13 protein-coding genes, 1 tRNA gene and 3 pseudogenes are annotated in these 14,044 nt (G+C 73.4%); 8 read left to right on the top strand and 9 right to left on the bottom strand.

Annotation, left to right across the window (positions count from 1 at the left end; genetic code table 11):
* Nucleotides 1-175: 175 nt before the first annotated feature.
* Nucleotides 176-1,465 (top strand): sensor histidine kinase, encoded by a 1,290-nt coding sequence (locus tag ACZ5WK_RS33990; RefSeq protein ID WP_465553376.1) that lies wholly within the window; start codon nt 176-178, stop codon nt 1,463-1,465.
* Between the two features lie 98 nt (nt 1,466-1,563).
* On the top strand, nt 1,564-2,199 hold the full coding sequence (locus tag ACZ5WK_RS33985; RefSeq protein WP_465553456.1) for a response regulator: 636 nt from the start codon (nt 1,564-1,566) through the stop codon (nt 2,197-2,199).
* Between the two features lie 29 nt (nt 2,200-2,228).
* Here the strand turns inward: ACZ5WK_RS33985 and mug are convergent, their stop codons facing one another.
* The 4 genes from mug to ACZ5WK_RS33965 all read right to left on the bottom strand — a co-directional run bounded on the left by mug (nt 2,229) and on the right by ACZ5WK_RS33965 (nt 7,436).
* The gene (gene mug, locus ACZ5WK_RS33980) at nt 2,229-2,798 is read right to left on the bottom strand and encodes a G/U mismatch-specific DNA glycosylase (protein WP_465553374.1); all 570 of its coding nucleotides are present in this window, start codon (nt 2,796-2,798) and stop codon (nt 2,229-2,231) included.
* A gap of 172 nt (nt 2,799-2,970) precedes the next feature.
* Nucleotides 2,971-4,020 (bottom strand): phosphatase PAP2 family protein, encoded by a 1,050-nt coding sequence (locus ACZ5WK_RS33975; protein WP_465553372.1) that lies wholly within the window; start codon nt 4,018-4,020, stop codon nt 2,971-2,973.
* 107 nt (nt 4,021-4,127) lie between these two features.
* Nucleotides 4,128-5,246 carry an aminopeptidase P family protein gene (locus tag ACZ5WK_RS33970; protein WP_465553370.1) on the bottom strand — a complete coding sequence of 373 codons (1,119 nt, stop codon included), beginning with the start codon at nt 5,244-5,246 and terminating at the stop codon, nt 4,128-4,130.
* An 861-nt stretch (nt 5,247-6,107) separates the two neighbouring features.
* A complete protein-coding gene (locus ACZ5WK_RS33965) occupies nt 6,108-7,436 on the bottom strand; it encodes an MFS transporter (RefSeq protein ID WP_465553368.1) in 1,329 nt (442 codons plus the stop codon).
* Between the two features lie 113 nt (nt 7,437-7,549).
* Here ACZ5WK_RS33965 and ACZ5WK_RS33960 point away from each other — a divergent pair, with 113 nt between their 5' ends.
* From ACZ5WK_RS33960 to ACZ5WK_RS33950, 3 genes are all read left to right on the top strand, one after another.
* A complete protein-coding gene (locus ACZ5WK_RS33960; RefSeq protein ID WP_465553366.1) occupies nt 7,550-8,305 on the top strand; it encodes an ArsR/SmtB family transcription factor in 756 nt (251 codons plus the stop codon).
* Between the two features lie 41 nt (nt 8,306-8,346).
* Entirely contained in the window at nt 8,347-8,838 is a 492-nt protein-coding gene (locus tag ACZ5WK_RS33955) for a hypothetical protein (protein ID WP_465553364.1), read from the top strand.
* 149 nt (nt 8,839-8,987) lie between these two features.
* Nucleotides 8,988-9,260, top strand: a complete 273-nt coding sequence (locus tag ACZ5WK_RS33950; RefSeq protein ID WP_465553362.1) for a hypothetical protein — start codon at nt 8,988-8,990, stop codon at nt 9,258-9,260.
* 60 nt (nt 9,261-9,320) lie between these two features.
* Here ACZ5WK_RS33950 and ACZ5WK_RS33945 read toward each other — a convergent pair whose 3' ends face one another.
* Nucleotides 9,321-9,809: a YajQ family cyclic di-GMP-binding protein gene (locus ACZ5WK_RS33945; protein ID WP_360183649.1), complete on the bottom strand. Its 489-nt coding sequence runs from the start codon at nt 9,807-9,809 to the stop codon at nt 9,321-9,323.
* 216 nt (nt 9,810-10,025) lie between these two features.
* Between ACZ5WK_RS33945 and ACZ5WK_RS33940 the strand changes: the two genes are divergently transcribed.
* Nucleotides 10,026-10,106, top strand: a tRNA-Tyr gene (locus tag ACZ5WK_RS33940).
* Nucleotides 10,107-10,272: 166 nt separating this feature from the next.
* Here the strand turns inward: ACZ5WK_RS33940 and ACZ5WK_RS33935 are convergent.
* The 3 genes and pseudogenes from ACZ5WK_RS33935 to ACZ5WK_RS33925 all read right to left on the bottom strand — a co-directional run bounded on the left by ACZ5WK_RS33935 (nt 10,273) and on the right by ACZ5WK_RS33925 (nt 11,538).
* Nucleotides 10,273-11,169, bottom strand: coding sequence for a tyrosine-type recombinase/integrase (locus ACZ5WK_RS33935; RefSeq protein ID WP_465553359.1), 897 nt, complete (start codon nt 11,167-11,169; stop codon nt 10,273-10,275).
* Between the two features lie 142 nt (nt 11,170-11,311).
* A pseudogene (locus ACZ5WK_RS33930) lies at nt 11,312-11,434 on the bottom strand (IS5/IS1182 family transposase); the annotation flags it as partial.
* On the bottom strand, nt 11,410-11,538 hold the full coding sequence (locus ACZ5WK_RS33925) for a hypothetical protein (protein WP_465553466.1): 129 nt from the start codon (nt 11,536-11,538) through the stop codon (nt 11,410-11,412). The pseudogene ACZ5WK_RS33930 and the gene ACZ5WK_RS33925, both read right to left, overlap by 25 nt.
* 348 nt (nt 11,539-11,886) lie before the next feature.
* Here ACZ5WK_RS33925 and ACZ5WK_RS33920 point away from each other — a divergent pair.
* Nucleotides 11,887-12,229, top strand: a pseudogene (locus tag ACZ5WK_RS33920) (transposase); the annotation flags it as partial.
* A gap of 576 nt (nt 12,230-12,805) precedes the next feature.
* Here ACZ5WK_RS33920 and ACZ5WK_RS33915 read toward each other — a convergent pair.
* Nucleotides 12,806-13,471 carry an HAD family hydrolase gene (locus ACZ5WK_RS33915; RefSeq protein WP_465553357.1) on the bottom strand — a complete coding sequence of 222 codons (666 nt, stop codon included), beginning with the start codon at nt 13,469-13,471 and terminating at the stop codon, nt 12,806-12,808.
* A 373-nt stretch (nt 13,472-13,844) separates the two neighbouring features.
* Here ACZ5WK_RS33915 and ACZ5WK_RS33910 point away from each other — a divergent pair.
* Nucleotides 13,845-14,044: pseudogene (locus ACZ5WK_RS33910) on the top strand (amino acid permease); the annotation flags it as partial.

Raw genomic sequence — 14,044 nt, 5'->3', positions numbered from 1 at the left:
CCCCTCCTTATTGTGTTGCTCCTTCCCCCCCCCCCCCCCCCCTCACCCCCCCCCCCCCCCCCCCCCCCCCCCCCCCCCACCCCCGCCCCGGAAGGTAGGCCGGGCCCTACCGACACCGCGCCCGCCGCTGCCTAGGGTGGGCGGCGAGGAGGACAGGGGGCGGAGGGTGGGGGCGATGGACCTGAGGGCACTGTGGGCGGAGCCGGCGCGGCCGGGGTTCCTGCGGCCGGGGTTCCTGCGGTCGGGGGCGCCGTGGCGGGCGGCGGCGTATCTGCTGGCGAGCGGGGTGGCCGGACTGGTGCTCTGCGCCGGGCTGCTGGTGGCCGGGGTGGTCGCCGGGGTGTTGGCGGTGCTGCTGGTCGGGTTGCCGCTGCTGGCGGCGCTGGCGCTGGTCGGGGTGCCGTACGCGGCGTGGGAGCGGCGGCTGTTGCGCCTGCTCGACGGTACGGGCGTCCCCGGCCCGCATCGCGTGCCCGACCGCCCCGGGCTCCCGGCCTGGCTGCGCCTGCGTTACCGGGAGCAGGCGACCTGGCGCGAGCTGGGCCTCACCGGCCTCGCCGCGTTCGTGCTCTGGCCGATCGACCTGGTGGTGGTCGGCTGCGCCCTCGCCGTGCCCGGGTACCTGCTCGCCGCGCTGCCGTTACTGCTGCTGGACGGCGAGCAGGTGAACGTGCTGAAGCTCTGGCAGGTCCACTCCCTGCCTGTCGCGGCCCTGTTCGGGGTGGGCGGGGCGTTGCTGCTCCCGCTGCTCGCGTACCCGCTGACCGCGGTGGCGGCGGGCCGGGCGGCGCTGGTCCGGCTGGTGGCCGGGCCGGGCGGGCAGGAGCGGCGGATCGGCGAACTGGTCAGCTCCCGGGCCCGGTTGGTGGACGCCTTCGAGGCGGAGCGGCGCCGGATCGAGCGTGATCTGCACGACGGCGCCCAGCAGCGCCTGGTCGCGCTGACGATGACGCTCGGCCTGGCCCGGCTGGATGCGGAGCCGGGCGGCGAGCTCTCCGCCCGGCTGGCCGAGGCGCACCGTCAGGCGGGCGAAGTCCTCTCCGAGCTCCGCGAGTTGATCAACGGCATCCACCCCCAGGTGCTCACCGACCGCGGCCTGCCGGACGCCTGCGCGGATGCCGCCGACCGCTCGCCCGTTCCCGTGGCCACCCGCTTCGACCTGCCCGGGCGGCTGCCGGCCCCGGTCGAGTCGGCCGGCTACTTCGCCGTCTCCGAGGCGCTCGCCAACATCGCCAAGCACAGCGGCGCCGGCCGGGCCCGCGTCGACGGCCGGTACGTGGACGGCCGGTTGACGATCGAGGTCGCGGACGACGGCCGGGGCGGCGCCGACCCGGCGGCCGGCAGCGGGCTGACCGGCCTGGCCGACCGGGTCGCCGTCGTGGACGGCACACTGGCGGTGAGCAGCCCGCCCGGCGGGCCGACCCTGTTGCGTGTGGAGATCCCGTGCACCCCGATCAGTCTGTGAGCCCCTTCGGTGAGTCCGCGGGTCGCCCCGTACGGTCCGTGAGCCACCTCGGTGAGTCCGCGGGTCGCCCCGGCCGGCCCGGGGCCGCCCCTCTGGACATCGTCCTCGCCGAGGACGGCGTGCTGCTGCGCGAGGGCCTGATCGGCCTGCTGGGCCGGTTCGGCCACCGGGTGGTGGCCGCCGTCGGCGACGCCGGGGCGCTGCACGAGGCCGTCGCCGAGCACACGCCGGACATCGTCATCACCGACGTCCGGATGCCGCCGGGCCAGACCGACGAGGGCCTGCGGGCCGCCGTGGCGCTGCGCGGACGGCGCCCGGGGCTGCCGGTGCTCGTCCTCAGTCAGTACGTGCAACGCTCCTACGCGGCCGAGCTGTTGGACTCCGGGGACGGCTCGGGCGTGGGCTACCTGCTGAAGGACCGGATCGGCCAGGTGGAGGAGTTCGCGGCCGCGGTCGGCACGGTCGCGGCCGGTGGCACGGTGGTCGACCCGGAGGTGGTGCGGCAGCTGCTGCGCCGCCGTCGGGACCCGCTGGAGCGGCTGACCCCGCGCGAGCGCGAGGTGCTGGCGCTGATGGCGGAGGGCCGGTCCAACGCGGCGATCTGCCGTGAGCTGGTGGTGTCGGACGCGGCGGTGGGCAAGCACATCGGCAACATCCTCATGAAGCTGGACCTGCCCCCGGCCGAGGAGACCCACCGCCGGGTGCTGGCCGTCCTGGAGTTCCTGCGCGCCTGAGCCCTGCGCGGCTGCGCACGCCGACGCGGCTAGCGCACCGCCTCGCGGAGCCGCCGGAACTCCTCGGCCAGCCCGTCGAGCGTGTAGTGCGCGTTGAGGCCGCTCGGGTTGGGCAGCACCCAGACCTCGGTCTCCCCGATGCCCTCCTCCTGGCGTCCGACGGCCGCCGTCCGCCGCCCGAAGGCCGTCCGGTAGGCGCCGATGCCGAGCACGGCCAGGACGCGCGGGCGCAGCCGCAGCACCCGGTCGGCGAGGGCGGCGCCGCCCTCGCGCAGTTCGTCGGGGGTGAGTTCGTCCGCCTTGGCGGTGGCGCGCGGGGCGACGTTGGTGATGCCGAGACCGAGGCCGAGCAGTTCGGCCTGTTCGTCCGGGCGGAGTTGGCGCGGGGTGAAGCCGGAGCGGTGCAGGGCGGGCCAGAAGCGGTTGCCCGGGCGGGCGAAGTGGTGGCCGGTGGCGCCGGACCAGAGCCCGGGGTTGATCCCGCAGAACAGCACCCGCAGTCCGGGGGCGGCGACGTCCGGGATGGTGGTGTCGCGGGCGGCGAGCAGCTGTTCGGCGGTGGGCTTCAGGGGAGTGGGCACCGCCCCAGTCTGGCCCATGGGGGAGGGGCCGACGGCGCCACGGCGGCCCCTGCGGGCGGGCGGGGCGGGGCGGGCCGTTCGGCCGGCGAAGGTACCGCCGCCAGACCCCTCGACCCGGCCGCCGGAGCCCCGTCGGCTCCGACCCGCGTCGGCTCCGATCCGCGCCGCCGCCTCGCCCCGTCCTCGCCGGTCAGGGCCGGAGCGACACCCCGGGGGCCGCCTCGGGCACCGCCGTCGGCCCGCCCCGCAACAGCTCCTTCTGCCGGGCCCGTCGCCGCGCCCGCAGCCACCGCGCGCCGAACACCACCACCGCCGCGTACGCCCAGCCCGCGAAGATGTCGACGATGAAGTGCTCCGCCCCGTACACCAGGGTGAACGCCATCGCGAGCGGGTACGCGACGAGCACCACCCGCAGCCCGCGGGAGGCCGTCGGCCAGAAGAAGAAGAGCAGCATCGCCGGGTAGGCGGAGTGCAGCGAGGGCATCGCGGCGACGTCGTTGGCGAACCGGCTGCCGTTCTCGAAGATCGACCCGGCCCGCTGGAGCCCGCTCCCGGTGAGGACGTCCGACACCACCCGGGTGAGCGCCGGCATGTGCCCCTCCTGGGCGGTGAGCCACGGCGGGTCGGCGGGGTAGAGGAGGTACGTCGCGAAGCCGGCGAACGTCAGCGCGAGGTAGCAGCCGAGCAGCTGCCTGAACCGGTCGTGGTGGCGCCGCCAGAGCACGGCCAGCACCACGAAGACCATGAAGAAGTGGGACATGTAGACGGTGACCGCGGCGTAGTCGTACCAGTGCGGCGAGCCGGGGGTGTAGAGCCCGCGCTGGAGGCGGACGGTCCAGGTCTCACCGAGGCCGAGCACCTCGTCGGCGCGCAGCTGCGGCCGCCAGTGCGGGGCCCACGGTGTGTGCGCGCCGTAGCCGCGCAGCAGCGAGTACGCCCAGACGGCGGCCATCACCGGGACCCAGTCCCGCAGGACGAGCAGGAAGCCGCGCCGTCCGTGCCCGCTGTGCACGGCCGCGGCCAGCAGCGCGCCGATCAGCCAGCAGAACACCACGTCGTTGGAGTACGGCAGCCCGTACGTCCGCAGGTACCAGAGCAGGGCGAGGAGGTAGAGCGGCCACGCCAGCAGCCGGAGCCGGGCCAGGGCGCTGGCGCGCGCACCGGGCTGCGGCCGGGTCACCGGACGCAGCCGCCCGGCGCGCGTGGGTGGGAGCGGCGCCGGGCGGAGCAGTTTGGTCATGCCGGTCGAAGCTAGCAAGGCATTCTTGGAGGACTCTTCACGCGAACGGCCCGTCGCACAGAAAAGACTCAGAAAGCCCAGTCGGGACCGCCCGTCGGAGGGGCTGACTACGCCACGATGCCCAGCTCGTGCGGCGTGTTGTTGAACCGCCGTCCGCCCTGCTCGGTCACCGTCACGATGTCCTCGATCCGCACCCCGAACCGGCCGGGCAGGTAGACGCCGGGCTCGATCGAGAAGCACATGCCGGGGACGAGCGGCCGCTCCTCGCCCTCGACCAGGTACGGCGGCTCGTGCGTGGTGATGCCGATGCCGTGGCCGGTGCGGTGGATGAAGTACTCGCCGTACCCGGCGTCGGTGATCACCCGTCGGGCGATCCGGTCGATCTCCTGGCAGCTCACCCCGGGCCGGACGGCCTCGAACGCGGTCTGCTGCGCGCGCCGGACGACGTCGTGCACCTTCCGCACCTCGTCCGGCACGTCGGCGCCGACGTGCACGGTCCGGGTGGTGTCGGATCCGTAGCCGTCCTTGAGGCCGCCGAAGTCCAGGACGACGGTGTCGCCGGGCCGGATGACCCGGTCGCCGGCCTCGTGGTGCGGGTTGGCGCCGTTGGGGCCGGAGCCGACCACGGTGAAGTCGACCTGGCTGTGCCCGTACTGGATGAGCAGCGCGCTGAGGTCGGCGGCCACGTCGGTCTCCCGCCGGCCGGCGAACTCCACCTCCAGGATGCCCCGGTAGGCGGCGTCCGCGGCGCCGCCGGCCGCGGCCAGGCGCTCCAGCTCGTCGGTGCCCTTGACCGCCCGCAGCATCGGCAGCGCCTCGGTGAGTGACGTCCAGCCGGTGCCGGGCAGGGCGGCCTGGAGGCCGAGCAGGTGCATCGCCCAGGCGTTGTCGGAGACGCCGTACCGCCCGGCCGGGTCGAGCAGCGGGACGGCGGTGGCGTAGGGGTCCTCGCCGTCGGTCCAGTCGACCAGCCGCAGGGCGGGGGCGCCGGCCGCCTTCTCGGCGTCCGGGCGCTCCAACGTGGGGACGATCAGGGCGGGTTCGCGTCCGGCGGAGAGGACGAGCGCGGTCAGCCGCTCGGTGATCGCGGTGGGCCGGTAGCCGCTGAGGTAGAGCAGGTCGGGGCCGGGCGCGACGACCAGGCCGGTGAGCCCGGCGGCGGACGCGTCGGCGGTGGCCCGGGCGAGCCGGGCGGTGTAGTCCTCGGTGGTGAACGGTCGTGGCACGGGGATCTCCCGCCTTCCTGTGTCGACAACGCTCGGCCGGAGTCTGCTGGGTGCGGATCCTGTGGGTGCGGATCCGACTGGGTACTGACGCTCTATCACGCCCGGGGGGCGCCGGCGTAGTGCCGGAGGAAGAGCGCCTCGACGGTGGCCATGGGCTCGATCGCGCCCGGGTCGGCGGGCGATGGTCGAGGCCACGCATGCGAGCAGGGACGGGGAGGAAAGGAACGTCATCGCGGACCGGCGCCGGACGGTGAGGGAGCCCAGCGGCTTCGACAGGACCTCCGGCACCCGGCGGTGGACCCCGCCCTCCCGGCCGGACACCGGCTCGGCGGAGACCAGCGCGGTCGGCAGCGGGAAGACGACCGCCGGGACGCGGTGGAGGAGGACGGACGCCGGCCTGGCCGTACACCGCCATGGTCGGGGCGGAGCGCCGGCCGGCCACCGGGCCGGTGGTCATCGGCGCCAGGGCCGGCCGGGACATCCGTGGCGCGCCGGCCGTCCGGGCGGCCACCGCTTCGCCGCGCTCCCGGGTGGTGGTCGGACCGCCCCGGCTGCCCCGGCCGGGCGAGGGTGCGTCCATGGAACCCATGAGTCCTCCTCGGGTGCGGCCCGTCGCCCGGCCGGGAGCCCCCCGGGGGGTGGGCCGGCCGTACTCGGCCAGTTTCACCCGGTTGCCCGGCGCGTCGCATGCCGCGTGCACCCGCATGGGTGAGTGGGTGTCAGGGGCCCGTGTCGGAGGTCCGGCTTACGCCTGGGCTCCGTGACGGCCGGTGGGCGGGGGCCCGGCCCCGCGCTCGGGCCCAGCGCTCGGGGCCCAACGGTCGGGCCCCGCGCTCGGGCCCCGTGACCGGCGCGCCGCGGTCAGGCCGTGGCCGGCCAGGTGGAGCGGCGCAGCGTCCGGCCGGCCGTCGCGGGCAGCAGGGCGGCGGCGAGCAGCGCGGCAACCGTGGCCAGTGCGACGGCGGGGGAGAGGTGGTCCAGCAGCAGTCCGCTGCCGAGCATCCCGGCCGGCATGCCGACGGTGAGGAGCGTCATGGTCGCGGAGACCACGCGCCCGCGCAGCTCGTCCGAGACCCGGCGGAACACCAGGAGGTCGATCATCACCCGCAGCGTCGGCGTCCCCAGCCCCACCACGAACAGCGCGGCGAAGACGGTGACGGCCCCGCCCGGCAGCAGCGGCGCCAGCGTCACCGGGACGCAGAGCCAGGCCACCGCGAGCAGCAGCGCGCCGGGCCCGGCCAGCCGGTGCAGCCGGCCCACCAGGAACGCGCCCGCCAGCGCCCCCGCCGCCTCGCCGGCCAGCGCCAGGCCGATCCCGCCGCTGGGGGTGCCGTGGCCGCGCAGCTGGACGATCACCGGCAGCAGCAGAGCGGCACCCGCCAGGTTGGTCACGAAGATGACGGCGAGGGCGGGCCGCAGCAGCGGGTCGGCAGCGAGGTGGCGGAAGCCGGCCAGGGCTCCGCTGTTCTTCGGCCGCCGGTTCGCGGTCTCCGGCGAGCGGCCTTCGGGTGCGGTCCCCGGCCGCTGTCCCGTGGCCGTGGCCGTCGCCGTGGCCTCCGCCCGGCTCGGGAAGCGCACCACCAGGGCGGCGGTGAGCGACAGCAGTGAGGCGACCACCGTGCCCAGGAAGGGCACCGCCCGCCCGGCCCCGAACAGGTACCCGGCCAGCGGCGGCCCGGCCAGCCCGGCACCGCTCATCCGCGCCTCGTCCTGGGCGAGCGCCTGCCGCAACTGCTCGGGCGGGACCACCGACCGCACCGCCAGCAGCCGGACCGGTCCGCTGTAGGCGATGGTGGCGCCGATGACGACGGCGACGAGCAGGGTGTGTACGACGGTCAGCCGGTCCAGCGCCATCGCCAGCGGGACGCTGCCGGCGGCGAGCAGCCGGACGCCGTCCGCGGCGATCAGCACCCGGCGGCGGTCGTACCGGTCGGCGACCACCCCGCCGTGCAGGCCGAACAGCACGGACGCCCCGATCTGCAACGCCCCGAACGCCCCGGCGAGCGTGGACGAGCCGGTGAGCGCGAGCAGCAGCAGCGGGTACGCGGTGTCGGCGACCTGCAGACCGAGGGTCGCGGAGGCCTGACCGGCCCAGAGCGCCTGGAACCGCCAGTTGCGGTGCAGCGGGACGAGGGCGGATTCCCGGCCCTTCCCCCGGTCTGTCGCTGCCGCCGGTGCCGTCCTTGCCATGCCCACCCCTTGCGTTCGCGTAACCATTCACGTTCTCGTAAATGATTACCTCAAGGTGAGTGCTTGCACAAGGGTGATTGCGACGCCGGACGCGGATCTGTCAGGGTGGGCCCGTGGTCGAGAACGTTGAGCAGCAGGCCGGCGGGGCCGGCGAACACGCGGGCGGGAAGCAGGCCGGTGCGGACGCGGGTGCGCTCGCAGGTGTGCGGCACACCGGTGAACGCGAGGCCGAGCGGCCCGCCGGGGAGCGTCAGGTGGGCGACGTCGCCACTCTCAAGGCGCTCGCCGACCCGCTGCGCTTGGCCATCCTGGGCGCCCTGATGGGGGCCGACGGCGGTTCGCTCACCGCCAAGGAGATCGCGGCCGCCCTCGGCGAGCCGCAGACCAAGCTCTACCGCCACATCAAGCAACTGGAGACCGTCGGCCTGATCCGGGTCGCCGGCACCCGGCTCGTCTCCGGCATCGTCGAGAGCCGCTACGCCGCCGCCCAGGGGTCGCTCCGGCTCTCCCCGGAGATGTTCTCCGCCGACTCCCCGGCCCGCTCCGAGGCGTACGACGCGGTGCTCGCCGGGGTCGACCGGGTCCGCGACGAGTTCCGCGCCCACACGCGGGCCGGCCGGGTCGACTTCAGTACCCCCAGGGACGGTTCGGCGGGCCCGCCCAGCCTGTTCGCCGACTTCTCGCTCCGGCTCGACCCGGCCCGGCTGGTCCGGCTCCGCAGCCAACTCGGGGAGATCTTCGACGAGTTGATGAGCGAGGAGCGGAGTGCGGCGGAGGACGCGGTGGACGTGACCGTCCTCACCCTGCTCTACGGCTTCCGGGCGGAGCCGCCCGCCCGGGGCGATTCCCTTCCAGGCACGGAATCGTAAATGCCGGGCGGAGTGTCAGTGCCGTGGTTCAGGATGACTGAATGCCATACGAACTTCAGGCGCTGATCGGCTCGGCGGAGCTGCTCGCGGTGGCCGCCGCCGAGGTGCCGGTCGCCCACCTCAGCCCGCTGGCCCAGGGGTTGGCCCTCATCCCGGCCACCCCCGCCTTCCTTTCCGCCCTCCAACTCGGCGGCGGGATCGGGGTGTCGGGCGGCACCGCCGGCTTCGCGTGGTTCCCGGACGGGCTCGGGCTCCGTGTCGCCGCCTGGTCCAAGGCCGGCCCGATCGCCTGCGTGGAGGCCGACTACTTCGGTGGTACCGGCATCCAGCGCGCCGCCGTCTGGGCCGACGGCCACCTCGACCTCGGCCCGCTCACCAGCGCCGAGTTCGAGCCCTTCCCGCCCGAGGGCAGCCCGATATCCCGCGCCCTGCGCCGGATCGGCGCCCGCGTGGAGGGCGGCTGCACCGACGAGTTCGAGGCCGTCGGACTGCCCGCCCACTCCAGCACCGCCCACTGGGCGGCGGCCGGCTAGCCGCTCCCTCCGGTGTGTCCTCCGCGTGTTGCCCGCCGTCCGGCTCGTTCGGCATACGTGCGGTGGCTGGGCCAACTGGCCTGCCCCACCGTGTGAATCAGGCGATCTCGCCCGTTTCGCATCGAACGGTCGGTGACCTCGTCAGCACGGTGACCGGCCTGGTCTCGTCCCTGGCGTCCTCCCTCCCCGACCTCGGCGTCGTGCAGCAGCTGGTCGGTTCGCTGCAGGCCGTCCCGCAGGGTCTGCTCGGCCAGCTGCCGGCATCGCCGGTGACCGCCCCGGCCCCGTCGACGCTCCCCGGCGCCGGCGCGCCGAGCCGCTCGGAGCAGCTCGCCTCCCTCAAGGCGCAGGCCCAGTCCCTCGCGGACACCGTGGCCGTGGCCCGCCTCGTCGCCGCCCACCCCCGGCCCGCCGCCGGCTGACCCGCCGATGCGAGAGGCCCCGAACCCGGGACCGGGGCCTCACCGCACGCACCGCAGGGGTCAGCGGTAGTTCACGAACTGGAGCGCGAAGTCCAGGTCCTTGCCCTTGAGCAGGGCCTGCACGGTCTGCAGGTCGTCACGGCTCTTCGAGCTGACCCGCAGCTCGTCGCCCTGCACCTGGGCCTTCACGCCCTTCGGACCCTCGTCCCGGATGATCTTCGCGACCTTCTTGGCATCGTCCTGGGAGATGCCCTCCTTCACGTCCGCGAAGATCTTGTACTCCTTGCCGGACAGCTGCGGCTCCTTGGCGTCCAGGGCCTTCAGCGACAGGCCGCGCTTGATGAACTTGCTCTGCAGCACGTCCAGCACGGCCTTCACCCGCTCCTCGCCGTTGGCCTTCATCTCGATCGTCTCGCCGGAGCGGCTGATCTCGGCGCCGACGTTCTTGAAGTCGAAGCGGGTGGCGATCTCACGGGAGGTCTGGTTGATCGCGTTGTCGACCTCCTGCCACTCGACCTTCGAGACGATGTCGAAACTGGAGTCGGCCATGGGTGTTGGTCTCCTTGATGCTGTGGCTTCACTGGCACGGCCCGCCCCACCGGACGTCCGCCACCCCAGCCTATCCAGCCCCACCCCGCCCCCGCCCCCGACAGCCACGCCACAGCCCTTGATCATCACGTGACCAATCGAGTGGCGAACCACCCCCCGGCATCGGGTATCGTTTACGAAGTCGAACGGGGCAAGCCCCCGCGAGACACCAATCCTGGCTGGTTGCCCGAGCGGCCAAAGGGAGCAGACTGTAAATCTGTCGCGCAAGCTACGCAGGTTCGAACCCTGCACCAGCCACTGGATTACCAGACCGGCCCTGAACTGCGGAAACGCGGTTCAGGGCCGGTTCTGTTTTGTTCGAAAGGGTATGGAGTCCAGGGTCCACTTTGGGTGGGTTTGTCTCACCCTGGCTCGCCTGAATCCCGGTCCTGACCAGGGCGTACGGACCAGATGCGGACCAGAATCAGGGGCCGGTCGGCAGGGGAGGCCGGCGCTGGAGCCGCTGGGAGATCAGGTCGTTCGCGTGGTCCTCGGCCCCGTGGATGCACTTGGCGTACACCCGGAGCAGGACGGCCACGCTGTGGCCGGCTCGCCGGGCCACCTCGGTGGCGTCCACCCCGGAGTTCAGCCAGAGCGAGACGCAGGCGTGGCGTAGGTCATACGGGCGCTTGGCAAGCGGCGTCGCAAGGTCGGCCGGGTCCAGGACCCGCGTGCGGGCCTTCGCCCAGATCGCGCCGTAGCTGCTTTCCTGCACCATCCCGTCCCGGGAGGTCCGGAACAGCCGGCCGTCCGGAGCCGTGCCGTACTGCTCCAGGTGTTCCCGGAGCAGCGCCACCAGCTCCGGCGGAATGGGCACCGGACGGGTGGCCTTCTCGGCCCGGTGCTTCAGCCCCCTGGTGTCGTGCGAGGTGCCGTCGTCGGTCCAGGACGACCCCACCCGGGGGCTGCTGCGGTGGAGGACCAGGCGCCCCCACCCTGTGGCCGGCAGGACGCACCGGTCCCTGGTCAGGTGAACGACCTCGGCCGGGCGCATCGCCGCGTAGTACATGCACCCGAAGAACGCCTTGAGACGCGGGCCCGGGCGGCCCTGGAGGGCGACCGCGGTCAGGAGCTGGACTACCTGCTCGGGGCTGACCGCGACGCCCGGGTCTACTTCCTCCTCGACCTCCGGCGGTTGCCACTGCACGAGCGGCATCGGGTTCGCGGTGAGCGGCCCCTCCTCGACCGCGTGGCCGAGGACGTGGTGCAGGATCCGGCGCTTGCGGAGGATGACGGACGGGGCGGCCTTCTCACCGTCTGGCTTGACCGCGAGCGCGTTGAGCATGCGCCGCATCATCTTCAGCTCGCTCAGCTCCGTCACCCTGACCGAGTTCTTCGCGACCCAGCCCAGGGCCTTGGCGACGTCGGCCGTGCTGGGGTAGCCCTCCTGACCCGTGACACCAATACCCCTGATTCTCAGGGTTCCCCCACCGAGAGCACCTCGCTAAGGCCTGTCTCTTTGGTCATCTGCGGAGCCAGATCAGGATGGCTGCAAGGTGGAGGGCGGCCTGGTAGGCGGTGGCGACCTTGTCGGTGCGCATGGCCAGGCCGCGCCACTGCTTCAGGCGGCCGATGCACCGCTCGACGCCGGCTTCGGGGCATGGGCCTGCAGCTCGGGGGTGGCCGGCGGGGTCGCCGGGTCCACCACACCGCCGGGGATCGCCTCGGCGGTGGTCGGGGTCTCGGACATTTCTCTCCCGAGTTTTGTGATTTGCAGATATGTCAGGCGGTTGGCTGAAACTGGCTTCGAGATGCGTCGAACGGCCTGCGCCGTGAGCGTGGGGCATGCAAGTCTCAAGCGAAGTGGCCAGCGGCATGTAGGGAGTCCCGAGTGCTGACAGCGTGGGAGTACAAGTACCTCTACATCGGGAGCGACCTTCGTGTAGAGGATGAGTTGGACGTCCTGGGCTCACAAGGCTGGGAAGCAGTGAGCATGGAGCGCACCAGTGGCGATGGGAGGGGCGTAGCCATCTTCGTGCTACTGAAGCGCCCCGCGTGTTAAGGCGTGTCTCTTTGTGGGCTGAGCAGTTGATCGGATGTGTCTGTCCGGTTGGTGATCAGTGATGCGATGTGGGACCGGATCGAGCCGTTGATGCCGGCCGATCCGGTCCGTGGGCGGCGGTGGGGCGGACCACCGCCGCACGCTTGAGGCGATCGCATGGAAGTACCGCACGTGCTCGCCCTGGAGTGACCTGCCGCAGGAGCTGGGACCGTTCCAGACCGCGCACAAGCGGCTGCTGCGGTGGCCGGTCGACGGCACATGGCAGCGGATCTTCGCCGCCGTGCTGGCCGCGGCGGACGCCGAGGACGACATCGGCTGGACCGCATCGGTGGACTCCACCGTGTGCCGGGCCCACCAGCACGCCGCGGGCGCCCGCAAAGGGGTGACGGCACAATCTGGCCGAGTGGCCCCCGGTCTGCCTCGATGCGGGTCCCGGTCTGGAGGGGTGGGTAAATCCGCGGAACCCCGCCCGGCCACGGCGGGGTTCCGGGCTCAGCGCCTGCCGGCCCGAACGGTCCTCGGCCCACTCCGGGATCGGGTTCGACAGATCCTTGCCGAGAACCCCTTCGAAGGCGGCGACCTCGCCCGGCCCGTACAGCCGGCCGAGCAGGTTGTCGAACGACCGGTTCTCGAACATCACCACGACTACATGGTCCAAGGCGTGGCTACGGTCGGTAGCGGGCATCGGTGACCTCCGATCCGGGTGCATCCCCACCCCGAAGTCCGTTCCACACTTCGCCCGCCGCATGCGGCTGTCAAAGGCGGGGCCGCCCGCCCCGGCCGCGACGAGCCCGGTTCCGAGCCCTGCGTTCCGCGGCTTCCTCCGCTCGTGCGGGGGTGGAAGTTTGGACCTCCGTCTCGGCCCCGGCCCTGAACTGCGGAAACGCAGTTCAGAGCCGGTTCTGTTTCCGGGCGGGGCGGGGCGGGGCCGGGGCCCAGCGGGGCTGGGCCGGGGTCAGGGGATGGCGAGGAGGAGTGCGACGGCGGCGGGGGTGTCGGGGGCGGTGTGCGTGGGGGCGGGGTGGGACGGGGGGAGCAGCGGCGCGGGGGCCGGGGTGATCCAGATGGAGCGGAGGCCGGCGGCGTGGGCGCCGCGGATGTCGGTGGCGGGGTTGTTGCCGACCATCCAGGCGGCGGGGGTGAGCGGGCGGCCGAGGCGGGCGGCGGCGAGGCGGAAGATCTCGGGGGCGGGTTTGCGGGCACCGGCCTCCTCGGAGACGCAGACGGCGTCGACGGCGTCGATCAGGCCGGTGCGGGCGAGTTTGGCGCGTTGGATGTCGGTGCTGCCGTTGGTGACGACGCCGATGGTCCAGCCGGCCTCGCGGAGGGTGGCGAGGGCGTCGGGGACGCCGGGGAGCAGGTGGGTGCGGGCCGCCTCCTGGGCGACGTGCGCGTTCCAGAGGGTCCGGCCGGAGTGAGGGAGGCCGTAGCGGTCGGCGATCCGGGTGAAGCCGCCGGGGGAGCGGTCGGCGCGGTACAGGGCGAAGACGGTGGGGGCGGCTTCGGAGGGGAGGCCGTGGGTGGTGCAGAAGGCGGGGGTCCAGGCGTCCGCGGCGCCGTCGCGTTCGACCAGGGTGTGGTCGAGGTCGACGAGGAGGAGTGGCTGGGAGTGACGGTTCATGTGCGGAGAGTAGTGCAGAGGTGGCCTGGGCGTTATTGCGCATTGCTTGCAATTACGTCCTGAAGGCAGCAAAGTGTTCCCCGGGGGGTGGGCTGGGCCTTTCAGCCTCCCCGCTGAGCATCCCGGACGTGTCAGCACGCGCCGGGAGTCCTCCGTACGAGCTGATCGTCTTCCCAGCCGGCGCCCGCCGGGACAACGGTCCGCCCGCCCCCGCCCATTACCTCCCCGCGCTCGTCCATCACCTCCCCGCGCTCGTCAACGGGGCGTCAAGGGTGCCCGCCGGGGCGTCAGGAATGCGTAGGGGGACGGGGGCGAGGGGCCGGACGGCCCGCAGGATCGGGAGCAACAGCCCGACTGCGGAGGTTCCGTTCAGATGTCCAGCCCCGTCGCGACCCCGGCCGTCACCGCCGAGCCCGAGCCTCCGGATACCGGGGCGGGGCAGGACGAGCGTCACCGGTTGAGTGTGCTGGGGGGTCTGGCGGCGTTGTCGCTGGACGCGATGGCGTCGGTGGCGTACGGGCCGGAGTCGATCGTGCTGGTGCTGGCGGCGGCCGGGGCGTACGGGCTCGGGTT

It is taken from the genome of Kitasatospora sp. NPDC032757 (assembly GCF_055579305.1).
This window is presented reverse-complemented; position numbering and strand designations above follow the sequence as displayed.

Coding starts and splice junctions, on each gene's coding strand:
- ACZ5WK_RS33990 (WP_465553376.1), top strand. CDS start 176: ATGGACCTGAGGGCACTGTGGGCGGAGCCGGCGCGGCCGGGGTTCCTG.
- mug (WP_465553374.1), bottom strand. CDS start 2,798: ATGGGCCAGACTGGGGCGGTGCCCACTCCCCTGAAGCCCACCGCCGAA.
- ACZ5WK_RS33975 (WP_465553372.1), bottom strand. CDS start 4,020: ATGACCAAACTGCTCCGCCCGGCGCCGCTCCCACCCACGCGCGCCGGG.
- ACZ5WK_RS33965 (WP_465553368.1), bottom strand. CDS start 7,436: ATGGCAAGGACGGCACCGGCGGCAGCGACAGACCGGGGGAAGGGCCGG.
- ACZ5WK_RS33955 (WP_465553364.1), top strand. CDS start 8,347: ATGCCATACGAACTTCAGGCGCTGATCGGCTCGGCGGAGCTGCTCGCG.
- ACZ5WK_RS33945 (WP_360183649.1), bottom strand. CDS start 9,809: ATGGCCGACTCCAGTTTCGACATCGTCTCGAAGGTCGAGTGGCAGGAG.
- ACZ5WK_RS33925 (WP_465553466.1), bottom strand. CDS start 11,538: ATGTCCGAGACCCCGACCACCGCCGAGGCGATCCCCGGCGGTGTGGTG.
- ACZ5WK_RS33915 (WP_465553357.1), bottom strand. CDS start 13,471: ATGAACCGTCACTCCCAGCCACTCCTCCTCGTCGACCTCGACCACACC.